General features: G+C 37.3%; 18 protein-coding genes. 16 read left to right on the top strand and 2 right to left on the bottom strand.

Features of this window, described 5'->3' with window-relative positions; translation table 11 throughout:
• Positions 1-96: 96 nt before the first annotated feature.
• Both BLR30_RS09145 and BLR30_RS09150 read right to left on the bottom strand, forming a co-directional pair.
• Positions 97-1,545, bottom strand: coding sequence for a contractile injection system tape measure protein (locus BLR30_RS09145; protein ID WP_089857408.1), 1,449 nt, complete (start codon positions 1,543-1,545; stop codon positions 97-99).
• A 44-nt stretch (positions 1,546-1,589) separates the two neighbouring features.
• Positions 1,590-1,910, bottom strand: coding sequence for a hypothetical protein (locus BLR30_RS09150; RefSeq protein WP_089857410.1), 321 nt, complete (start codon positions 1,908-1,910; stop codon positions 1,590-1,592).
• A gap of 522 nt (positions 1,911-2,432) precedes the next feature.
• Here BLR30_RS09150 and BLR30_RS09155 point away from each other — a divergent pair.
• The 16 genes from BLR30_RS09155 to BLR30_RS09225 all read left to right on the top strand — a co-directional run bounded on the left by BLR30_RS09155 (position 2,433) and on the right by BLR30_RS09225 (position 24,900).
• On the top strand, positions 2,433-2,978 hold the full coding sequence (locus tag BLR30_RS09155; RefSeq protein ID WP_089857412.1) for a Pvc16 family protein: 546 nt from the start codon (positions 2,433-2,435) through the stop codon (positions 2,976-2,978).
• Between the two features lie 43 nt (positions 2,979-3,021).
• Positions 3,022-4,767: a phage tail sheath family protein gene (locus BLR30_RS09160; protein WP_089857413.1), complete on the top strand. Its 1,746-nt coding sequence runs from the start codon at positions 3,022-3,024 to the stop codon at positions 4,765-4,767.
• Between the two features lie 84 nt (positions 4,768-4,851).
• Entirely contained in the window at positions 4,852-6,576 is a 1,725-nt protein-coding gene (locus BLR30_RS17905) for a phage tail sheath family protein (protein WP_089857416.1), read from the top strand.
• 32 nt (positions 6,577-6,608) lie between these two features.
• Complete coding sequence (locus BLR30_RS09170; RefSeq protein ID WP_089857418.1) at positions 6,609-7,040, top strand: phage tail protein; 432 nt, start codon at positions 6,609-6,611, stop codon at positions 7,038-7,040.
• Positions 7,041-7,064: 24 nt separating this feature from the next.
• Complete coding sequence (locus BLR30_RS09175; protein ID WP_089857420.1) at positions 7,065-8,387, top strand: phage tail sheath family protein; 1,323 nt, start codon at positions 7,065-7,067, stop codon at positions 8,385-8,387.
• A gap of 31 nt (positions 8,388-8,418) precedes the next feature.
• Entirely contained in the window at positions 8,419-8,850 is a 432-nt protein-coding gene (locus BLR30_RS09180; RefSeq protein WP_089857418.1) for a phage tail protein, read from the top strand.
• A gap of 2 nt (positions 8,851-8,852) precedes the next feature.
• Positions 8,853-9,320, top strand: a complete 468-nt coding sequence (locus BLR30_RS09185; RefSeq protein ID WP_089857422.1) for a phage tail protein — start codon at positions 8,853-8,855, stop codon at positions 9,318-9,320.
• 200 nt (positions 9,321-9,520) lie between these two features.
• A complete protein-coding gene (locus BLR30_RS17730) occupies positions 9,521-9,682 on the top strand; it encodes a DUF5908 family protein (protein ID WP_175443634.1) in 162 nt (53 codons plus the stop codon).
• Positions 9,682-10,416 (top strand): CIS tube protein, encoded by a 735-nt coding sequence (locus BLR30_RS09190; protein WP_089857424.1) that lies wholly within the window; start codon positions 9,682-9,684, stop codon positions 10,414-10,416. Before BLR30_RS17730 ends, BLR30_RS09190 begins: the two co-directional genes overlap by 1 nt.
• A gap of 1 nt (position 10,417) precedes the next feature.
• Complete coding sequence (gene vgrG / locus BLR30_RS09195) at positions 10,418-12,163, top strand: type VI secretion system tip protein VgrG (protein WP_089857426.1); 1,746 nt, start codon at positions 10,418-10,420, stop codon at positions 12,161-12,163.
• Positions 12,164-12,167: 4 nt separating this feature from the next.
• Positions 12,168-12,458: a PAAR domain-containing protein gene (locus BLR30_RS09200; RefSeq protein WP_042722688.1), complete on the top strand. Its 291-nt coding sequence runs from the start codon at positions 12,168-12,170 to the stop codon at positions 12,456-12,458.
• Between the two features lie 155 nt (positions 12,459-12,613).
• Entirely contained in the window at positions 12,614-13,024 is a 411-nt protein-coding gene (locus tag BLR30_RS09205; RefSeq protein WP_089857428.1) for a GPW/gp25 family protein, read from the top strand.
• 88 nt (positions 13,025-13,112) lie between these two features.
• A complete protein-coding gene (locus BLR30_RS09210; protein ID WP_089857430.1) occupies positions 13,113-16,163 on the top strand; it encodes a baseplate J/gp47 family protein in 3,051 nt (1,016 codons plus the stop codon).
• Between the two features lie 24 nt (positions 16,164-16,187).
• Positions 16,188-18,977, top strand: coding sequence for a hypothetical protein (locus tag BLR30_RS09215; RefSeq protein WP_089857432.1), 2,790 nt, complete (start codon positions 16,188-16,190; stop codon positions 18,975-18,977).
• 13 nt (positions 18,978-18,990) lie between these two features.
• Positions 18,991-22,191: an Ig-like domain-containing protein gene (locus BLR30_RS09220; protein WP_089857434.1), complete on the top strand. Its 3,201-nt coding sequence runs from the start codon at positions 18,991-18,993 to the stop codon at positions 22,189-22,191.
• Positions 22,192-22,320: 129 nt separating this feature from the next.
• A complete protein-coding gene (locus BLR30_RS09225) occupies positions 22,321-24,900 on the top strand; it encodes a PKD domain-containing protein (protein WP_089857436.1) in 2,580 nt (859 codons plus the stop codon).
• The last annotated feature ends 42 nt before the right edge of the window (positions 24,901-24,942 follow it).

Genomic DNA, 24,942 nt, shown 5'->3' on the forward strand with positions numbered 1-24,942 from the left:
ATTTTAACTGCAATCTAAAATGTTTAAGATAAATAATTATCCTGCACTGTCGGTGTAATTAATTGAAAATTTTCTGTAAGTAAGTTTAAGAATAAATTACCAATTGACAAACATGAATTTTTCCTTCCATGGCAATTTTACGAGACCAATTCCCCAAGCAAGTTTATCAAGTAAAACATCCTGTGTTTTTCGTTCTACGGTGAGGGTATAATCATAATCGGTGACAACCAGCTTACCCGAACGTTGAAAAAACTCATTTTGTAATAATGCCGGAGATGAATTTTTCATTGGCTTCCAATTGTGCAGAACACTTTCAATCACATTTGTAGCTTGTGTCTTATGCTTACGCGAAAGTTTTATATGTCTGTTAATACTTTGATGTATCGGAATATTGCATAAGAATTTTTCAAAAGTCATGTCATATTCGGGAGCATTTGTGTTTCCGGTAGCAATGAAATGCAGCAGATGAGCGCACAATTCAGGATCCGTGAGTTCCTGGGTTTCAGGATGCAGAAGATCACAATGTTCAAAAAAGGTTTTGATGAAAGGATGTATTAAAATAAGTCCTGCATTCCGGACATACTGTCCATTATTCGCAATTGCTTCCTCATGGTTTTCTGTTGTATGCTTATTTATTATTTCTTCATTAATATTCGTGTTTTCTTGCTGATCTTTTATTTCGGTTTTATAGCTTTCAATACGTTCAAGAATTTCTTTTTCTTTCATAAAAGGAAATACCTCAGCTACAGTTTTCCAATTTTCAGAACTTTTTAGATTGTAAAATTCCGCTGGATTTACTTTTAAGATTTGTTGTAAAAAATATTCCTGAAGATTACTTCCCGGGGACTTCAAATATTCCGATAACAAATGCAAAATCAGTTTCCAAACGACAATCCTGTCCTGATAATTTAATTTTGATATTCGTCGGATCATTTCAGTCTCCAAATTGATCTTTAATTCCTTATTTTCTAAAATAGCTAAGCATAATTGAGGAATTTGCCTGTCCGAAAGCTGATGAATAATACGATCCTGAACATATTGATTCGACAAAACAGAAATCATACTTTTTTTGAAGTTTTTGGCTGAAATAAGTTTATCAAACATTTTCGTTTCCAGAAAATCAATGCTTTTCTTATCTGAATTCCACCAGGGCATACATCCATTTTCTAAAAAATAGATAAAGGTCTGTACCATTTTTTCCTGAAAGCCAATTATATCTGCTTCAGTTTCATTTTCTTTTCCCTGCCCGGAAGTTTTATCAAGCTTTGATATTTCAGATAGTTCCTCTTTGAAGAGCAGGACAATTTTATCTCTTAATTCAGTATTCAGCGAACTGTTTTTTATATCCAGATTTAGTTCTAAGCAGGGAATTTGCAAAGTATTACCGGCTAGTTTTTGCTCTAAACTGTTGATGTATTTTTCTATTTCAGGGAAAACATCAATAGACAAAAAATTATTGATATCATCTTTTATACGATATGCTTTCTCTTTATTGTTGACGGTAATTTCAACAACTACTTTCTGGATGATATGATCCTGCTTCACTTCAAATAGATTTTAATTTTGCAATATTGAGTTTCCCGCTGTTTTTATTTTTTATCAAATTCCCCGCCCCAGAAACCTGCCGGACAAAGGCTTAATTTTGATCTCTGTTTTGCGCTCAGTCTGCATCCGCATCCTCTGATAAATCCGTCTTTTGGAGAATCTGCAAGTTCAAGTGTTTCAGGATTCATCCACTTCATCGCGTTGCAATTGTTGCCGTTTTTTAAAGGGCAGGCATTACAGATTTCTTCCCGTAAAGAGAAAATAGCTTCTTCATCCTGGTTTGCCATGCCTATTTTTGAACGCAGTTCATTGAAATGGCCGCCAATGATTTCATTGCGCTTGCCAAAAAGATTTTTAATATTCATTCGATTTAAGTTTTAAGATTATTGGGGTCAAAATTAGAGGAAGAAAATCCATCTTACGAATTATGAAGGCTGTCTGTTCTGTCTTTGCAGTAAAAAGCAAAATCATAAATACTTGTGCTTTTCCGGAATTTTTTGTTATGAAAAACGCTATGAAATTTTTTTAGAAAAGCAGTTTTGTTAATTTAAACCAAATGAAATGTGAAGAATATTTGCAGACTTATTTACATCAAAAACTTACAATACTGTTAGCTTTCACATTATAATGAAATAAATATTTTTTAGACCAAAATCTGGCTTCAAATTTCACCACGACTGGAATAAGGAAGTTTTAAATTTAAATTGCTGTTTTAATTTAATATTATAAATTATTGATTAATAAATATTTGTAAATTTATTTTTTTCATTTTTTTGAGAGAAATTAAAATGTTATTTACTGCAAAGACAGGTTTGACCCCTCAAAATATTTGTCTTTTGATTGACTGTGATTGTATGTTTGCAGCATAATAATAAAGAACAGAAATTATGATTGATAATGTACTAACGGTTTTAAAAGATACGCTGAACGTTGCAACTGATTTACATGATATTGTGGTGGTAGATAATATCGGAAAACACGAAGACGATACTTCAGGCCTCGACAATAAAGTTGTGATCACTTTAGTAAGTGTTGAGGAAGAATCTACCATGAAAAACGCCTCAAGATATAATCAGATAAAAACAGGCAACACCCCGGTTCGCTATGAATTGGAGAGTGCTCCGGCTTACCTGAATTTATATGTAATGATTGCTGCAAACAGAACAAGATATTCAAATGCTTTAATAAATATTTCAAAAGTTATCGAGATATTTCAGACAAACAATGTGTTGCAATACAATGATTTAAAGTTCAGGATCGAATTGCACTCCATTCCATTTGAGCAGTTAAGTTATGTCTGGGGACTATTAGGCGGAAAGGTAATGCCTTCTGCGTTCTACAAAATCAGTGTAGTAAAAATTGCAGCAGATACACCACCAATCAATATTGAATTAATTGATGAAGTAGATATTAAAAGTATCAAAGTCGATTAATCATAAAAAAAAACAAATAACCTTTAACTTAAATTTTTAAAACATGGCAAATTCAACAACGCCAGGCGTTTTCATTGAAGAAATTACTAAGCTTCCCAATTCAATTGCATTAATAGATACGGCTATGCCGGTATTTATCGGGTACACAGAAAAAATACCTGCAGGCTATAATATTGATGATAATGATAATGAAAAGCTTAAAATCAGCTCTCTTTTGGAGTATGAAGATAAGTTTGGAAAAGCAAAAAAAGAAAATATCCTGCTGAAAGATGTAAAAGATAAAGGAACAACGCTTATAGCGCCGGATGTGCAATATTTAATGTACTATTCGCTTCAGATGTATTTTGCCAATGGCGGCGGCCCATGTTATATTGTCTCTGTCGGAACTTATGATTCGGCATCAGCAGGCGTAGAATTATCTTCCCTAAAACACGGACTGGATGTTACTGAAACCATAAAAATTATAAAAGAACCTCTTCTTATCGTTTTCCCCGATGCAGTGTCGTTAGCAGAATCATATTTTTATGATCTTTATAAATATACGATAGGAAAATCAGAGAATAAAAACAGATTTGCCATTTTTGATACTTATGAAGGGAATTCTGTCACACTTTCAAATGATCTTAATACCATCGGTAACTTCAGAAAAGAAGTAGATCTTACCACGTATGCAGCAGCTTATTTCCCTCACTTAACTACCATTCTGAATTATAGCTTTGATGAAACAAATACGCCTATCATTCATACCGGTCTTCAGCAAGAAGAACAAACCAGCGCAAGTTTTTATGCGGGTGAAATTGCAGCTTTGGATGAATTAAAAAGGCTGGCTGGTGAAGAAATCTCAAAACCATCTGTAAATGCTATGGTACTTGCAGATTTATTAGGACAGGCGATTGCCATCGCAGAAGAAGTTAATGAAAATGCCGATGAAGCCTCTGAGGAAACAGATCATGCAAAAGCTGATTTAACAGAAGCAATTGCAGAAGCAAAAATTGTATTGGAAGCAATATATGACGGGACGATAGACGATTTTGTGATACCTGATGATGTAGAAGAAGCGCCAGCCTTCACTGGAGAGTTTGATGAATTGAAAACCGCTATTCTTGCTGTAAAGGACAAAGTAGGAGCAGCAAATGGTTTAACACTTAAAAATTTAGAATCATCCCATTCGGCATTATACAACCAGATAAAAAAGGAAATCATGTCATTGAAGGTTGTTTTGCCTCCATCATCAGCAATAGCAGGAATGTATGGAAGAATAGACAGTACAAGAGGTGTGTGGAAAGCACCGGCCAATGTCAGTCTTAATTATGTCATGGCTCCGACAGAAAAAGTTTCGGATGTAGAGCAATCAGATTTAAATATAAATGATTCAGGATCAATAAATGCCATCAGGACTTTTACAGGAAAAGGGACTTTAGTCTGGGGGGCAAGAACTTTTGATGGTCGAGACAAAATTGCCGAAGAAGATAATGTATGGAAATACGTGCACGTACGTCGCTATTGTGATATGATTGAGCAGTCGATAAAAGTAGCGCTCAAAATATTTATCGACGAACCGACAATTCCTTTCACCTATGCAAGGGCAAAAACAATGTTGGAAAATTTTCTCAACCAGCAATGGATCGAGGGCGCATTGGCAGGAAGTACTCCCGAAGAGGCTTACAAAGTGCAGGTTGATGGAACCAAAGATGAAATTACAAATAATAATATTCTGAATGCAAGAATCGAACTTGCAGTAGTACGCCCGGCAGAATTTATCACATTAAATTTCTCACACAAATTATAAAAATTCTAAAAAATAATCAGTCACCAGTAAACATTCGAAGTTTCACTTCGAGGTATATTAATCTTAATTTAAAAATTTTAACAAATGAATTACAAAACCCCTGGAGTCTATGTGGAGGAACTGGAAAAATTTCCACCTTCTGTAGCGCAAGTTGAAACGGCCATTCCTGCTTTTATCGGATATACAGCACTTGGCCAGAAGAATAAACCAACAAGAATAACTTCTATGTTGGAGTACGAGCAACTTTTTGGAAAAGCAAATCCGGAAACGTTTGCCGTTGCTTTCAAAGATGGCGTTGCAACCGCAACACAACCTAAAGTAAGCGATTTTAAAATGTATTATGCCATGCAGATGTATTTTGCGAATGGTGGAGGACCTTGTTATATCGTTTCAGTAGGACACTATGATGATGAGGTAACGGTAGGACCCTCTACAGCAGAAGGAACTTTATTATTCGGTCTTGAACTCCTGAAAAAAGAAGACGAGCCTACACTCATTTTGTTTCCTGACATTCAAAACTTAATTCCTGGTTTGGCAGATATTGATGCAGCAGAAGAAGCTTTTGTAGTTGCATCAGGTTACGTTACAGTTGCTACGGCTGCTAAAGCAGCTGCCCAAGCTGTTAAAGATGCCATCGAAGGAGGAGCCAATCCTGCGGCTGCTATTGCCGCTGCTACTGCAAAGGTTAACGATTATACAGTTACCAACGACAATAATGCTGTTCAAGTTGCTGCTTATCATGCTGCTAAAGCTGTAGAAACTGCTGCCAAAGCTGCTAATGTCGCCAATGCAACTGTCGCTAGTATTACAAGTGCTGCAAACATTGTTGTTACTAATTTTAATAATTATTATACGCTTGCTGATACAATTGAACAAGATTCACAAGATTATGCACTTGCTTTAAATTCTGCTTTAGATAATAGCACATTTGCTGCTAATGTTTATTCTCTTTATAACAGTGCTTTGAATCAGGCAGAACTCATGAAAGACAGATTCGTTATTATGGATGTTTTAGGAAATGATGCTATTTTCAGAGATAAAGTAAATGCATCAGGCTTAAAATACGGCGCAGCGTATTATCCAAAACTAAAAACGATTTTAAGTTATGCTTTCGACGAGGCTGAAGTTTTAGTGACCAGTGCATCAGGTCTCAACAATTTAGCTGATTTAAAATCTGCGAATTCAGAATTATACAACCAAGCTAAAAAAGCTATTGAATCAAAACAAGTAGTATTGGCTCCGTCTTCATCAATGGCGGGAGTGTATGCTAAAGTAGACAGCACTTCCGGAGTATGGAAATCACCGGCTAATGTTGGACTTAATTTCGTAGAAGCACCAACAGAAAAAATTTCTGACAGACAGCAAGATGCACTTAACGTAGATCCTACAGCAGGAAAATCTATCAACGCAATCAGAACATTTACAGGAAAAGGAACATTGGTTTGGGGCGCAAGAACACTGGACGGAAACAGCAACGAGTGGAGATACATCTCTGTACGTCGTTTCTTCAACATGGTTGAAGAATCTGTGAAAAAAGCAACAGAACGTTTTGTTTTTGAACCGAATACAGCCAACACATGGATTAGAGTACAAACGATGATCGAAAATTTCCTTAATCAGCAATGGCAAGACGGCGCTTTGGCAGGAAGCAAGCCTGAAGAAGCATATTACGTAAGTGTTGGTTTGAACAAAACGATGTCTGCCCAGGATATTCTTGAAGGAAGAATGAACATCGAGATCGGTATGGCTGCGGTACGTCCGGCAGAATTTATCGTGCTTCGTTTTTCACACAAATTACAAGAAGCATAAAAAAACTAAATAACAATTAAATATAAAAAATTATGAGTACATATCCATTAGTAAAGTTTGCCTTTGAAGTAGATTGGGGCGGAACGAAGGTAGGTTTTCAGGAAGTATCGGGATTAAATGTTGAAGCAGGTCTTATCGAATACAGACACGGAGCGAGTCCTGATTTCAGCAAAATCAAAATGCCGGGATTAAAAGTTTTCAATAACATTACGTTAAAAAGAGGAACTTTCAAGTCAGATAACGAATTTTTCGATTGGTTCCAGTCGATTCAGTTGAACACGGTAGAAAGAAGATCAATCACGATTTCTCTTTTAGACGAAAACGGTGAACCTGCGGTAACTTGGAAAGTTAAAAATGCCTTCCCGTTGAAAATGCAGTCTACAGATCTGAAAGCAGAAGGAAACGAGGTGGCGATCGAAACGCTGGAATTGGCACACGAAGGATTAACTATTGAAAATAACTAATTAATAATTTAAAAATCTAAAAAAATGAATTACAAAACACCAGGAGCCTACGTAGAGGAAATTGCAAAATTCCCACCATCTGTAGCACAAGTAGAAACAGCTATTCCTGCTTTTATCGGATATACAGAAAAAGGACCGAAAAATGAGCCGACAAGAATTTCATCAATGCTGGAATACGAAACAATCTTCGGAGAAGCAAACAAAGAATCTTTTACAATTACTGAAACATTAAATGATGGAGTATATACTACGAATGCAGAAGTAACTCCTAGTCCTTTCAAAATGTATTATGCGATGCAAATGTATTTTGCGAATGGTGGAGGACCATGTTATATCGTTTCTGCAGGAACAGCAGCAGGGTATCCAGCTTCAGTAGTGAAAGCTGATTTGGAAAAAGGTCTTGCTACTTTAGAAAAAGAAGACGAGCCAACGCTTATTGTTTTCCCGGATGCTGAAGCTTTAGCTGATGGAGCTTACCGATTATACGAATTGGCTTTAGACCATGCAGAATTAATGAAAGACAGATTTGTCATCATCGATGTTGTTGGAGATGTCAATGAATTTAAAGACACAACAGGACCTTCTGTAGGACCTAGCGGTAAAAGATTAAAATATGGAGCCGCTTATTATCCAAAATTAGAAACAATTCTAAATTATTATAACAATAACACTATTAGTTTTAATGGAAGTTCTGAAAATTTAGATGATTTAAAAACTACAGATTCAGCTAAATATAATAGAATTAAAAAAGCTATTGAATCTCACAGAGTGGTATTGGCTCCATCTTCAGCAATGGCGGGAGTGTATGCGAAAGTGGACAGCACTTCCGGAGTATGGAAAGCTCCGGCAAATGTAGGACTTAATTATGTAGTTGCACCTACCGTAAAAATCTCTCATGAAGAGCAGATGGAATATAATGTAAATGCAACCGGTAGATCCATCAACGCGATCAGAACATTTACCGGAAAAGGAACATTGGTTTGGGGCGCAAGAACACTGGACGGAAACAGCAACGAGTGGAGATACATCTCTGTACGTCGTTTCTTCAATATGGTGGAAGAATCTGTGAAAAAAGCAACAGAACGTTTTGTTTTTGAACCGAATACAGCCAACACATGGATTAGAGTACAAACGATGATCGAAAATTTCCTTAATCAGCAATGGCAAGACGGCGCTTTGGCAGGAAGCAAGCCTGAAGAAGCGTATTATGTAAGTGTAGGATTAAACAAAACCATGTCTGCCCAGGATATCTTGGAAGGAAGAATGAACATCGAGATCGGTATGGCTGCGGTACGTCCGGCAGAATTTATCGTGCTTCGTTTTTCACACAAATTACAGGAAGCATAAAAAACTAAATAACAATTAAATATAAAAAATTATGAGTACATATCCATTAGTAAAGTTTGCCTTTGAAGTAGATTGGGGCGGAACGAAGGTAGGTTTTCAGGAAGTATCGGGATTAAATGTTGAAGCAGGTCTTATCGAATACAGACACGGAGCGAGTCCTGATTTCAGCAAAATTAAAATGCCGGGATTAAAAGTTTTCAACAACATTACGTTAAAAAGAGGAACTTTTAAGTCAGATAACGAATTTTTCGATTGGTTCCAGTCGATTCAGTTGAACACGGTAGAAAGAAGATCAATCACGATTTCTCTTTTAGACGAAAACGGTGAACCTGCGGTAACTTGGAAAGTTAAAAATGCCTTCCCGTTGAAAATGCAGTCTACAGATCTGAAAGCAGAAGGAAACGAGGTGGCGATCGAAACGCTGGAATTGGCACACGAAGGATTAACTATTGAAAATAACTAATCATGGCTCTTTTATATCCTCCAACCAGTTTCTCTTTTATTGTTAACGGGATTTCGACTACAGAGGGTATTGACTCCAGATTTCAGTCTATATCTGGTTTATCAACAGACATTCCAACCGAAGAATATGCCGAAGGCGGTGAAAACAGATTTGTTCACCAGCTTCCTTTAAGACCAAAATATCCTAATTTAGTTCTTAAGCGTGGACTGATCGTAAGTTCCGGATTGATAAGCTGGTGCAGAAACGCCATGGAAAACTTTGAATTTGAACCCAGAAACCTCGTTGTTTCTCTTTATGGAGGGCTTCAATCTACAGCACCTTTAATGGTTTGGAATGTAGTAGGAGCATATCCGGTACGATGGGAAGTTTCAGAATTCAATGCAGAAGAAAGCAAATTGGCTATTGAAACAGTAGAACTGAAATACAGATATTTCACCATACCCACATCGTTAGCAAGTTTAGGCTTGTAATTTCTAAATCATATCTAAGCACATCGCAGTGTGTTAGTTTTCTGATAACATTCAGCAAAAATAATTTTTCATAAAAGATAACAGATTGGTCTGTCAAAAGACTGAATGCACTTGTTATGTGCTTGGATTTTTTAAAATAAATATGTTAAATCATTGATTTTTAATACTTAAAGTTGAAAATTGATTAAAAAACAAACGAAATGCCAATAGAAATAAAAGAGCTTCACATTAAAATAAATGTGGACGAGAAAACAGCAGCAGCGACTACCGCTTCATCAGCAGATGAGGCAAAAATCATGCGGGCTGTGAGTGAAAGTGTAGAGCAGGCAGTAAATATTCAACAACGTAAAAAAGAAAGATAATGGGAGAAATGGCAAAAGTAACGATACAGACCTACAAAGATAACGGCTATGGTCAAAATGCTTTAATTAATAGTAAAGCTTTTAAAGCCCTCATCAATCCGACAGGTTTTTCTATAACCCATAAGGTGGAATATGATACGTCACAACCAGAAGGAGCTAATGCTACCAATTCGAAGTTTGTTAAAAAGTCTCCTCAGTCTTTACAGTTAGAGTTTTTATTTGATGGAACAGGAGTGACAAAATCGAATCCTGGCAATAAGCTTATCAATAAGATAAAAGAAGGCTTGGGAAAAGATCCTTTCAGTAAAACAGCTGTAGAACAGCAATTAAAGGACTTTTATGAAGCGACGGGTGATTTTAAAGGAACAATTCATAAACCATATAATGTTATTGTCAGCTGGGGGAAGTTCAAATTTGAAGGATCTCTTACAGAACTTACGATAGATTACAAATTATTCAATAATGATGGAACTCCTTTGAGAGCTATTGGAAAGGCTACTTTTTTAGAATCAATTAGTGATGAACTTGCAGCAGCGATGGGGAAAAAATCTTCCCCAGACCTTACCCACAAAAGAACAGTACAGGACGGAGATACACTTCCCTTAATGACCGAAAAAATTTACGGCGATTCTAAATACTATCTGGAAGTAGCAAAAGTAAACGGTCTCATTAATTTCAGACAACTCATTCCCGGACAGGAATTGTTCTTTCCGCCATTAGAAAAAGTTTCATAAGATGAATAACAGCGGATACATACAAACAGCAAAAAACCCGGATTTAATAACTTTTAAAGTAATGTCCGGAGATACGGAACTGCCCGGAAAGTATGGGGTAAAAAGCATTGTCGTAGAAAAAGAAGTCAACAGAATTCCTTATGCCCGCATTGTCATTATAGATGGAAGCGTTCCGGAACAGGATTTTAAATTAAGCAATGAAGAACTACTGATTCCCGGAAAAGAAATTGAGATCACGGCCGGATACCATTCTAAAGAAGAAACCATTTTTAAAGGAGTTGTCGTAAAGCATAATATAAAAGTCAGAAACGGTTCATCTTACCTTATCATAGAATGTAGAGATAAAGCCGTAAAAATGACTTTGGGAAGAAAAAGCAAATATTTCTACGACAGCAAAGACAGCGATATCATCGAAGAATTGATAGGAAATAGCGGCGCTACTGCCGACGTAGAAGCTACTACAAACTCACACAAAGAACTGGTTCAGTATCAGTCTTCGGATTGGGATTTTATGCTGACCCGCGCACAGGCCAACGGAAAACTTTGTTTTGTTGAAGATGGGACGGTTAAAGTAGCAAAACCTGATTTCAGTGGCGAAACTGTGGAAACTGTTGTGTACGGATCCTCGGTACATGAATTTGACGGAGAAATTGATGCAAGAGATCAGTTCAGTAAAATTACCGCCAAAACATGGAGTTACACCGATCAGGAACTTACGGAAGTTGAAGCGCAGGATCCGGCCATCAGTCTCAATGGAAATCTTTCATCTGGTGACTTGGCAAAAGTTTTCGGAATTGAAGACTTACAATTGAAACACGGCGGAAATCTTACTCAGAGTGAATTGCAGGATTGGGGAGATGCCAAAGCAACTTTTCAGCAATTAGCCAAAACAAGAGGAAGAGTGAAATTCCAGGGAATTCCATCGGTGAAACCAGGCGTTACCTTAACACTTCAGGGAGTAGGAAACCGTTTTAATGGGAAAATATACGTCACAGGCGTACGCCACGAAATTGTTGATGGAAACTGGCTCGTAGATGCTCAGTTTGGTCTTTCTCCGACTTGGTTTTCAGAAACATATGATATCAGTGAAATGCCGGGCTCGGGAATTATTCCTGCCATAAGCGGATTGCACGTCGGAATTGTATCACAATTAGAATCTGATCCGGATGGTGAAGACAGGATTTTAGTACAAATCCCCATCATTAATAACGAAGAAGAGGGTATCTGGTCAAGAATAGCTACCCTGGATGCTGGAGAAAACAGAGGATCTTTTTTCAGGCCGGAAATCGGTGATGAAGTGATTATCGGATTTATCAACGATGACCCCAACGATGCAGTAGTCCTGGGAATGCTGAACAGCAGTACAAAACCGGCCCCGATTGTAGCTTCGGATGATAACCACGAAAAAGGATTTGTCACCCGGAGTGAAATGAAAATGATCTTTAATGACGATAAAATTTCCTATACGCTGGAAACCCCAAAAGGCAAAAAAGTGATCTTAGATGAAGATGCAGATATCATCAAAATTGAAGATGAGCATTCTAATATGCTGACGCTTAATAAAGACGGAATCAGTATCGAAAGTTCTAAAGATATCAAGATCAAAGCTAAAGGAGACATCAATATGGAAGGAGTCAATATCAACGTGAAAGCCAGTGCGCAGTTCAAAGCAGAAGGAAGCTCAGGTTCTGAACTTAAATCCGGAGCAGTAACCGTTGTAAAAGGCTCTCAGGTAAAAATCAATTAACAGGATGAAACCGGCAGCAAGAATTACAGATATGCATACCTGCCCTATGGTAACAGGAAATGTTCCGCATGTTGGCGGGCCCATTATTCCGGCAGGAGAACCAACCGTATTAATCGGCGGGAAACCCGCGGCAAGAGTAGGAGACAAAGCAGTATGCACGGGGCCTATGGATACCATTGCATCAGGATCTTCAAGTGTTTTGATCGGGGGTAAACCGGCAGCAAGAATGGGAGATTCCACCGCTCACGGAGGGGTAATCTCCGCAGGAGAAGCTACTGTTTTAATTGGCGGATGATATTTAAAAATAGTTTCTGATTCAATCATGAACTACCCTTTGAATATTATCTACCTGAAAACAGAAATGTAAAACATCAATAACAAAACGGTTGTCATAACTGAAACTCTATGTTACAGATGCAGGATGTTACAAATAAACATAACAAATAACGTATGAAAATAAATACAGATTTTTTAGGAATAGGCTGGAGTTTTCCGCCTGAGTTTAATCAGACTGAAGGAAAACTGGCAATGACCACCGACGTAGAAGACATCAATAACAGTCTTATGATCCTGTTGTCAACACGTCCCGGAGAACGTGTCATGTTCCCGGATTATGGATGCGATCTTCAGGAAATGCTCTTTAAGCCACTGGATCTTACACTGATTACTCAAATGAAAGGAATCATTGAGCGCGCCATTTTATATCACGAACCCAGAATCAACATTCTGAGTATTGAAATTGATGCTCAGGAAGAACTTGAGGGCGAAGTTTTAATACAAATTAATTACGAAGTAAGAAATACTAATACAAGAAGCAATATGGTTTTTCCTTTTTACAAGGGAGAAGCTACCGAAATATAATGAATTACGGGATGTCTGTAGCCATTTTAAATACTACCAAACACTACATAAGTATTGCATCTGACCATAGATAGATAAATATAAAAAAATGAAAAAAACAGATACATTTTCACATTATCGTGAAGGAAAATCACAAATGCAGCGCTTTTTAGCAGAGCTGGATCCGGGCAATCTCGAATTACACGACTTCGATTTGTTTGATTGGCTGTTGTTCGCAAACAATTTTGCACAGCGTGTAAACTATTTCGATAAAGATGATAATACAACACCAAAAGGAAACTGGGGAAACTTCTTCCTTGGTGATGATACCAATGCTGTTCCGCGTAGAGAAAGCGTTGAGTATAAAAGTATGAAAAAACAGGTTACAGATCTTATTTCCCAGTTTGAACAGGATAGCAACTTAACACCTCATCTCACATTATTCGTCTGCTTTTTAAAATTATTGGATTTTTCAAAAAAAGCTTTTAATAATCTGACCAAAAGACATCTGGATTTCTATTATAATGAAATTCTGCAAATCGAAAAAAATGACGCAAAAGCAGACAAAGTTTATGTGATCTTCGAATTAGCCAAAAAAGCACTTCAGGAAAAAATTCCGGGAGGAACACTGCTGGATGGTAACAAAGATATCAACGGAAAAAAACGTGTTTATAAAACCGAAGAAGAGCTTATTGCCAATCAGGCAAAAGTTGTAGAAATCAAAAGCTTCCTGAACGATGCCAAAAAAAGAGAGCTGAAGATGGCTCCGGTTGCCAATTCTGTGGATGGATTGGGAGACAAACTTCCTGAAGAAAGCAATTACTGGTGGCCGTTCGGGTATAATGCTGATGAAACCATTTCGGATAAATCAATTTATAAAGAACTTCCGAAAGCTAAGCTTGGTTTCTCCGTGGCATCTTCATTATTTGATCTGAAAGAAGGTGAGAGAACCGTTACGGTGAAAATCGATTTTATTAAAAATTCAACTCAGAAATTACAGAATTTATCCAACTCTGATATTGAAAATAACATCAAAGTGCTTTGCAGCGGAGAAAAAGAGTGGCTATCCGGAATCGTTTTACGCTGCGTAAGAAATAGTGATAATCTGCTGGAACTTTCTTTTACATTATCTAAAGATTTTCCTGCAGTGGTAGCATACGACAAGGAAGTGCTGATGGAGACATTTCAGACCAGTTTCCCTGTCGTAAGATTCATGATTGAAGGAGAGAAATACTATGATATTTATGAAGCTCTTTCAGAAAAACTCATAAAAAATATAGAAGTATCGGTTGATGTAAAAGGCGTAAAATCTATCCAGATCGAAAATGACAATGGTACTTTAAATTCCGAAAAACCTTATTATCCGTTCACTGCACAACCCATTAAAGGATCTAATTTTTACATTAAATGTCCTGAAATGTTTTCCAAGAAATGGCAGAATGCAGACATTACCATCAATTGGAAAAATACGCCTGATTCTATAAAAGATTTATATAACGCATATGTCATTCAGCCAAACCAGAACATCAGTGTGAAAGACTTTGAAGCGTTGAAAAATGCATCCATTGTTGGTTCTGATGCCTATTTTACTATAGATACAGCACTATTGGACAAAGAAATATGGCGTGAGAAAGGCAATGATATTGAACTGTTTAAAAAAGTAGAAAACGGCTACACAACTCAATTCTCTATTTATAATACAAGTAATAATGCAGGGACAAGTGAGGCTATCAGATTGAAGCTGAACCAGTCGGCATTACAAGATGTGTATCCTAAATTATATACCCTGGCATTGTCCAGCAGCTCCGAGATTGGAAAACTCATTCCGAATGAGCCCTACATTCCATTTGCGGAAGATATCGAGCTGAACTACAGCGCTAAAGAAAATGCATACTCTTATTTGAGTAAAGATTCGAGCGGAGAAGCATCAAAAAGTGAAGGCGTACAAGTGTATCATGAAGATGCATTCGGGCAGTACGAAAAAGAAGTTGCCACAAAAAGCATTGTGCCTCTACATCAAACCGGAGGTGAATTATACATCGGTCTGGAAGTCATGCCACAATCTACAGTTTCTCTGTTGATTCAGATGCTGGAAGGAAGTGAAAACCCTTTGGTGGATACTTTCGATGAGAAAGAATTTATCGAATGGCATATTCTTTCCGATAATACATGGATTGATTTGTCGAAGAACCTCCTGAAAAACGAAACGAGAAAATTTCTGGAATCAGGGATCGTTAAATTTAAAATTCCCAAAGACATCAAAACAAGTCACACAAGACTTACCGACGGACTGGTCTGGATCAGAGCTACATCAAAAAGAAGTTATGATGCCGTTTGCAAAATCCAGGGAATATATACACAGGCTGTTTTAGCGACATTCCAGAATCAGGATAATGATTTGGCACATTTGGATAACGGTTTACCGGCCAATACAATCTCTAAATTAATTACCAGAGTTCCACAGGTAAAATCTGTTGGCCAGCCGTATAATTCGTTCGACGGAAAATACAAAGAAGCAGACTCGGAATTTTACAGACGTGTAAGTGAAAGATTAAGACACAAGCACAGAGCTATCACCCAGTGGGATTATGAAAGTCTGGTATTACAGGAATTCCCGGAAGTTTTTAAGGTAAAATGTTTAAATCACACCTCAGAAAATTCATATATGGCTCCGGGACACGTAACACTGATGGTGGTGCCGAATATTAAAAATAAAAATGCTTTTGATGTCTACCAGCCAAGAGTGAGCAGAGCGAGCCTGAATAAAATTCAGAATTATGTAAATGAATTAAATACGATGCACGTTACGGCTCAGGTCATCAACCCCAATTATAAAGAAGCAAAAATACAGACTAAGGTGAAATTCTTTGAACAGTATGACGAGACATTTTACATGAAACAACTGGATGAAGATATTAAAAAATACATATCGCCGTGGGCTTTTACAGATTCCAAAGATATTGATTTTAATGTGGAACTAAATGTCAACCAGCTGATTACTTATCTGGAGCAATTGTACTATGTCGATTACATTGATGAGATCAAAATACTGGTGAACGATGTGGTACAGAAGAAATCTTTAATAGAAGTAGATCCCAAATCAATTCTGGTATCTGCCAAACAGCACCAGATTACTATTGCAGAACAAGTATGTATTTAATAATAAACAAGAAGAAAACATATCATGTCAGAAAATAAGCACATTAGTATATCAAAAAATGTAGAAACAGGAGATCAGACCGATTTTCACTTTCTGCGCAAAACAGGTATTGAATACATAGAAAAATTAGGAGGAAAACTTTGGACAGATTACAACTCTCATGATCCGGGAATCACGACGCTGGAGGTTCTGAGCTATGCCATAACAGATCTTGGCATGAGAATGAACCTCAACATGGAGGATATCCTTTCCTCTAATGATGAAGCTACAGACATTCATACACAGTTTCTGAAAACAGCGGAAATTCTTCCTTCAAGACCTTTAAATGAGCTCGATTATAGGAAGCTTTTCATTGATATCAACTTTACATCGGGTAATAAAAGACCGATCCGAAACTGCTGGCTGGTTCCTAATAATGAAACATTGTATGTTGATTGCAAAACAGGACAGCTGGATTTTAAACCTATCGGAGAGAAAACACAAAGCTTTAATGTAAAAGGATTGTATGACCTCTATGTTGATTACGACGAAGATGTTGATGACGGAAATAACGGATGCGGAAAATCCAGTGTCAATCTTCAGATATTAGAGCGCTATCATGCCAACAGAAGCCTTTGTGAAGATTTAGCCGAAATTAAAGAAATTGAAATCCAGAAAGTGGCAGTATGCGCACGTATCGGATTGGTAAACAAAGCCGATGAAGAGCTGGTGCATGCAAAAGTATTAAAAGCAATTAATAATTACCTGTCTCCTGAAGTTCATTTCTATTCATTAAATCAAATGCTCGAAAAAGGTCTGACGACCGATCAGATTTTTGAAGGTCCGCTTTTAGATAATGGTTTTATTGATACCGAAGAACTTAGAAACAGCCAGCTGAGAAGAGAAGTCCGTCTTTCGGATATCATCAGTGAAGTCATGAAAATTGACGGCGTGAAAGAAATTCATGAAATTTCAATTGCGGGTTGCGATAACGTGATTAAACAGACCAACGACTGGCTGATCTGCATTGAAAAAGGCAGAAAACCGGAACTTTGTGAGCTTAGTTCATTCAGCTACAGCAAAGGTTCGCTTCCGTTAAATATAAACGATAAAAAAGTTCAGGAATACCTGCAGACTCTTAAAAGAGAAGAAGAATTACTGAGAGAGGATGCAAGACAAAACAAAGAACTTGCTTTACCACAGGGAACATCTTATGATATTGCAAATTATGCAACGATTCTCAATGAATTTCCGGATACGTACGGCGTAGGAATCTCAGGAATTATAGGAAATCAAAACCCTGAGAGAGAAGCGCTGGCAAAACAGCTGAAAGGGTATTTGTTGTTTTTTGATCAGATTCTTGCCGGCTATTTTAAACACCTTGAAAAAGTAAAAGAAATATTAAGCGTAAGTGGTAATTTAAAGAGAACTTATTTTACCCAGGCTCTTAAAAATATTAAAGGATTTGACGAGTTGGTTTCAGATTATCCTGTCGGAAATGATGATGAGCTTACCGATGCTTTGTATGAAGAATTAGACAACAGCGTTGAACGTAAGAACGAAATCCTGGATCATTTGATTTCCCGTTTTGCAGAAACATTCAGCGATTACACTTTCCTGATGAAATCATTGTACGGAAAATCTGCCGATGAAATTGTCCTGAGCAACAAGCAAAATTTCCTGAATGAATACGCATCCCTAAGTAAAGACCGTGGAACAGGCTACAATTACACTTTGTTTGGCGAGTCAGACATCTGGAATACAGATAATATTTCCGGGGCACAGAAAAGAATAGCCCGTTTGCTGGGAATTAAAAACTATACACAAAGAAGTGTATCTCAATCACCGGTTTTAATCACTAAAACTTTAAACGGCGATAAAGCCAGCTATACCTGGAAAATAAAAGATGCCGCAAACAATATCATATTATCATCCATAAAAAGCTATGAGGTTGAATATGCAGCTACCAAAAACCTGAATGAAGCCATTTATCAGATCATCCAGATTGATGAAGAAGATCTTGAAAATGAATTGGAAAAACTGGGAGCCTGCGAAGACAATAAGTGCTTTATCGGAAACATGAATATTCGATTTTCAGGAGGCGGAAACTATTATTTTGATGTGGTGGATGATTCTCCGGAAAAGAATGTGATTGCTACCCATAAAAGAACCAACCCTTACCCGGATCTGGAAACTTTGAAAATAGGAATCAGGGAGACTGTAAGGTATTTCAGAGATGATTTTACAGAAGAAGATATTTTCTTTGTTGAGCATTTATTGCTAAAGCCCACTGTTAAAGATTACAGGCTTATGGGCGGTATCGGCTGCATGGAGATAGACCGAACCTTCAAAGTAATGTATGACATTGATGATCTTGCTGCTACAGATCCTGTAGAATATTCGGAAACCTTTATGCACTCCTGTGAAGAAGATTGTGAAACCGATGTTTTTGATCCTTATTCTTACCGGATAAGTGTGGTGCTGCCGGGGTATGCCTACCGTTTCCAGGATCCTGATTTCAGACGCTATGCGGAAACCGTTATCAGGCAGGAAATTCCGGCTCACGTTTTAGCTAAAATTTGTTGGGTGGGAGACCGTCTGACTGAAACCCAGACTGCGAAAAGTGACTTGTCTGAGTTTGAGGTTGCTCTTAAACAATTCCTTTCAGATAAATCGAAAAATAATACAGCGAATTTGGGCAATAGCATCAGCGATTTACTGACTGCTCTTACCAATCTGAATAATATTTACCGTCCGGGAAGACTTCTGGACTGTGAAAGGGATGATAACGACAGCTTAGACGGAAAAATCATATTAGGACAATCAAACATATAAAAATTGATAAACAATGAATACTAAATTAGATAATGTAACCACCCAATATAGAAAGTTTAACGAAAACCAGGCGTTAACTGACGGGCAATTAAACGAATTTATAGATTATTTTGAAGATCAGGACAGGCTTTCAAGAACCCGGTTGAGCGGTGTCGGGCTGGTATGCGGTTTTAAATCGGAATCTTCAGATTCAGACAGTGCCCTTGTTATCACGCAGGGAGCCGGTGTTACGACCGACGGGGATTTAATAACACTCCGTCAGAAATTAGACAAAACATCAGATGTTGCGATAGACTTCGACACCAGAAGTTACAAATATTATAGAAATTACACCGATGAGGTTGAATACAAGCATTTTCGTATCGAGGGAAATCAGGTGCCTCTTGTAGAATTAATTACTCAGGATGAATATGACAAGCTTACCAATGTTGAAGGTTTCAGGCCTTTAAAAGAAATTGGAAGTGCAATGAACGATAAGGTTGTTATTCTTTATTTAGAAAGCTATTCCAATGAAGAAACACCATGTCAGGATGCAGATTGTGATAATACTGGTGCAGAGCAGGTGTCTAATCTTAAAGTACTCTTAGCAGACTCGGAAAAGGTTCTGGAACTTATCTCCAGAGGTGATGCGAAAGATACCATTTATAAAGCTCATGATGCCTATGAAGAGCTTTTTGACCAACTACCCAAAATAGAAGCTAAAAGAGTTATTCTGGATGCAGATATTGTAAAAGCATCAGAATTAAAGGCGAGATTTCAGAATGCTATTACTTCTGTAGCAGACCTTAGCAAAGGTTTCGGGGCAATTGCCGGCACTTTTAATGTGAGCGTCAACTTTGGAGGTCAGTCTCTCGTTGATAAACTTACTTCTCTGTTGTACTCAAGCGGAGGATCAAGGCTGGAAGATTATCAATACCGATATGATCTGCTGAAAGATCTTATCGATACATACAATGAAATAAGAGGACTTATCCTGCATCTTAATGCTGAGTGTTGTCCTGATATAAATTCATTTCCGAAACATTTGTTGCTGGGTCGTGTAGGGGCTTCGCTGGAATTAGGAGAATACACTCTTTACCGCCATGGTTTCTATCATTCACCAGTAACCACTACGGATGATGAAAATTACGAAAGAGTTGTGATGCTTGCCAATCGTTTTGTGCAGAAAATCAATGGATTCCAATCGTATATCGGACCTGTGAAAATTACTCCTTCCAACCTTAATGTATGGTTAAGTGATAAGGCCATTCCGTATTATTACAATGTAGATAAATTACTGTTAAATAAGTGGAATTATGAAAAAACAAAAACAGACAGGGAAACGTATAACTTAAGTTATCATACCGATAATTTGGCAACAGATGACTTCGTTCAGACTCCTCTTAATTATAACATTGATAACTATGATTTCTATAGAATTGAAGGTCACTTAGGATTACCGTTTGAAACGGCAGTTCAAAATATCAATGATCTGAAAAAACAATACGGATTGGCTTTCGACGTTGCTGTATTACTTTTACAGGAAAACGGTAAAATAGATAGCAGACTGCCGGTTGAAACCAAAAAAGTATCGATAGATGAGCTTAGAAAGCAAATAACATCTGTTTCTAAGGATATAAGCACGGCAAAAGTTGACCCTAAAAATGCTTTATTAAATTTATCGAAAATAGACAGTCAGTTAAGATTACTCAATAAGGTAGACTTTTTACCTACTCCCGGATCATCCGGAGAAGAAGTAACGGTAGTAAAAGAAGATTCCAGAAAAGAAGAAATTACGACCGAACTTTTAAGTGAATTTTTAGAAAGAAAATCAGGATTAGAGCATTTAGCCGGTGTAAAGCCTGGCGGAACCTTTATTTTGATCTGTGAATCGGAAGCAAACAATCAGGTTCTTGCAGATTTCTCACTGCCTTATCTGTGCTGTTCTAAACAAAAACCAAACATTCCGCCTGTTGCTACAGACGACAAAGCGTCTTGTATGATTGGTAAAACAGTTATTATATCGGTGTTAGACAATGATTACGATGCGGACAATGATCTTTTAACAGTCGTTAAAAAATCAAATCCTTCTTATGGATCGGTAGTATTAAACAGTAATGGAACATTTACTTATACACATGATGGTTCGGCTAATCTTGAAGATTCATTCACATATTGTGTTAATGACGGTAAAGATGACAGTAACATCGCTACGGTATTTATCAAGATTAAATCTGCTCCGGTAGCTGTAAACGATCATGCTTCCACAGAAAACGGTGGTAGCGTTGATATACTGGTTAAAGACAATGATTATGATTTAGGAAATACTCCGTTAAAGGTATTTATAAAAACTCAGCCTTCCGGTGGAACAGCAACATTAAACCCTGACGGCAGCATAAAATATACCCATACCAACCCGTCAATTCTTACCGACTCGTTTACTTATTACATCAACGATGGTGAATTGGATAGTAATATAGCTACGGTGACAATCAGTATTGCACCACCTCCATGTGATTCAGGGATGGACGTTGTATTCATTTTTGATTATACAGGAAGTATGGGAAGCCAGATTGAAGCTGCTAAGACAGGTGCTTCAAACATAGTATCAACCATCCAGGAACAGTCTGGTGAAAATGCTTACCGACTAGGTATTGTATTAGCCGATGAGTACGGTTCCGGAACAGTTTCCAACTATCATACTGCTGCGGCATACACAAGCTTACCTCCTTCCCGAAAGTTTGTTAATACAGGACTTAATTCAAAATATCAGTGGATAACTGCCATGGAGGTAATGACTGATAATAATGAATCTACCTTTAAAACTCAACTTAATAAGCTGAATAATTATACAGGCGGATTAAGTCTTGGATCCGGATCGGGAGCTCCTGAACCAACCGATATGGCATTAAGCAGAGTCGTGGAATATAATTTTGCAGGAACATTCAGAAACAATGTCGCTAAATATGTGATCATCATAACCGATATCACTCCTGGTGGTAATGATGATACTGCTAATATTACAGATATTAATGAAATTATCAGACTGAAAAATAAATGTGTAGAAAAGTCAATTAAGGTTATCGTATTAGGAAGTGGCGTGAATAGCCAAATTAATGACAGATACGTCTGGAGAGAATTGGCCGACGGAACCGGTGGTTCTTGGAACTCAAGTTATAACGCTAGCGCAATCGAAACTGCCATTAAGAATGGTTGTGGAGGTAGAGACAAATAATAAGGTAAAAACATCTTATAGCTTAGAATAATACATTCTACAGTTACAACATAACTTCTTGGGCAGATGAATGTTCTGCCTGAGAAGATTATGAAATCACCTTAATCAATCATTTAAAAATGAATCATAATGAATAATCAATTAAGCAATATATCAACCCAATACCGAAAATTCAGTAAAGGACAGTATGTAGAGCACACCCAGTTCAACGAATTCCTGGATTTTTTTGAAGATCAGGATCGTTTGTCTAGAGTTATGCTGCAGGGTGTAGGTATCGTTTGTGGCCTGCAACCTGAACTTATATACAAAGACCGCCTGCTGAACAGTCTGCAGCTTTCTCAGGGAGTGGCTATAACAACAGACGGCGATTTACTTACCCTAAATAATACAAATAATGTAAGCAAAGATTTGTATGTGAGTGATTTAAAAACTATTGATATAGCCGCCAATAATTACACACACTTTAAAGTATATGATAATTTTAAAGTAAAATATCCTGCATTTTATGAAGGCTCAAAGCAAATTGACCTCTGGGAATTGTCGACAGCAGAAGAAGCTGGATCCGATTTTCAGGCTATTAAAAACCTCACAAATTTAGAAGATAAATACCTTCTGCTTTATCTGGAAAGCTTTGAAAAAGAAGTTAAACCTTGTAGAGGAGTAGATTGTGATAACCACGGAATTCAGCAAATCCGAAATCTTAAAGTATTAATTACTACAGAAAAAGGAATCAATTATATTCTTGAAAAAGATAAGATGCAGCCTCATCCCTTATTTTTAGAAGGGATTATGAACGGCGCAAAACTGGAACGAGCCATTGTAGAAAACCTTATTACAGAAAAAGGTGCTGAAGCACAGTTCTCATATTCAGATTTAAAAAAACTGTATTCGGATATTTTAGAAAAGAACAACTACGGAGAAGCTGTTTTTAAAAAAATCAATGCCATTTCAGAGATAGTAGGAATTCCTGCGGTTAATCATGAAGTGTTCAAAAATGTATTAAAAGAATCTCTCTCTCAGACAGTGGGCTTCCAGTATGTTTATGATGTCGTCAAAGATTTAATGGATACCTATTTTGAAATAACAAAATCGCTTCCTCAGTCTTTTACCAAATGTCTCCCGGATTTGCTTTCTTTTCCTAAACATATTATGCTCGGGAAATTAATTTCGGATATCCAATTGGATCCGGCAAGACATAGATTTTATAATTCGCCTGTTTTGGATGACGAAAAAGCAACCCGAAAAGTAAAAGAATTACTTAATCGTTTTAAGCAGCAGGTGCAAAATTTCAGATATTCCGGCAATTTTGAGACGGATGCGCAAATTAAAATCATCCCATCTCAAAAATCAGGAGCGCTTGGCAACAAAGCAATTCCTTTCTATTACGAGATTAATGAGGATTTTTTGAAAGCATGGAATTTTGATAAAACCAGTCAGCGGTCATCTCAATATAATCTGGCGTATAATACTGATTTCCTTTCATCAGATGCTCATATACAAAAACCTTTGGATTTCAATAAAGATAAAAACTCATTTTATAATATCGAAGGTCATATCAATAAATCTTATCTGGAGGTCTTTAATAAGATAACAAAAATCAGAGATGAGCAACAGCTTGATTTTGATGTTATGGTGTTGTCCCTGGCAGAATTGGTGAACAATAAAGACATGTTTAAAGCCTATTTCAATGAATATTTAGAAAATCATCAGGGATTAGAACATAAGCGTGGAGTCGAAAAAGGAGGTACTTTTTTAATCGTTTGTGAAAACTTAAAAAACGCAAAAGTTATCGCAGATTTTTCCCTTCCTTACATCTGTTGTACACCAAAAATTGAGGTTAAATTAGCCTTACCAGATACAGGTTTTTGCTCAAAATACGGTCCTGTACCTTTTACGGTATTCCCAATGAACGGAGATGTAGAAGCAATTGTTGCTGAAGGTCTCAGCGGAGGTGTAGAAGTTATAGACAGCAAATATTTCTTCAATCCGTCGAAAGTAAGTCCGGAACTGTATAATCAGGCAATCAGTTTTTCGGTAAATGGAAAACCTACGGATTGTACTGCTGAAGTTATTCCGCAGGCTGACATTCATATCGCAGTCGATTCTGAAACTGTTCTTAATAAGGATATTACGGAAACGAAGGTCACTTTTACGGTTTCAGGAGCCAATTTCTCAGATTATACTTATAGTTGGGATTTCTTCGACAGTGGCGAGTGGGTTGTTGTAAACCCTGATAAAGACGGTCATGTATTCTACTCTTATTATGGATTGGTTCCGGAAAGAATTCCAACCATCCGGGTAAATGTAAGTGGTAAAGGATGTACCCAGGAGATCGTTTTAAGTGACTGGTATGAATCTCCTTCTGCTCCGACGGTTACTGTTGACAGTATTAACTTCTCAGATGGTGGCGTAAGTTGCTGCGAAGGAACTATTCCAGAGATAAAAGCTGATGCATCAGGTCCTGAAATTGTTTTTTTAAAGGAACTAACTTTCAAATTGACAGGGAAAGGTGAGGGTGCATCATCATTTATGTATTCATGGGAGAAAATACAAGGTCCGACAGTAACACTTACCGGGGTCAACAGTCCTGATCTGCAGGTTACGGATTTAGTGATCGGAGAATATATATTCCAACTTACTGTTGTGGATGTCGAAAGTGGTTTGTTTGCTAAATCCCAAGAAGTGAGAGTAAACGTTTCTGAAGGTTAACCGAAACTCCTGATAATACTTTAAGGGGTGATAATATCATCC

Origin of the sequence: Chryseobacterium taeanense, assembly GCF_900099685.1 — a bacterium.
In the GTDB taxonomy this organism is placed as follows: Bacteria; Bacteroidota; Bacteroidia; order Flavobacteriales; family Weeksellaceae; genus Chryseobacterium; species Chryseobacterium taeanense.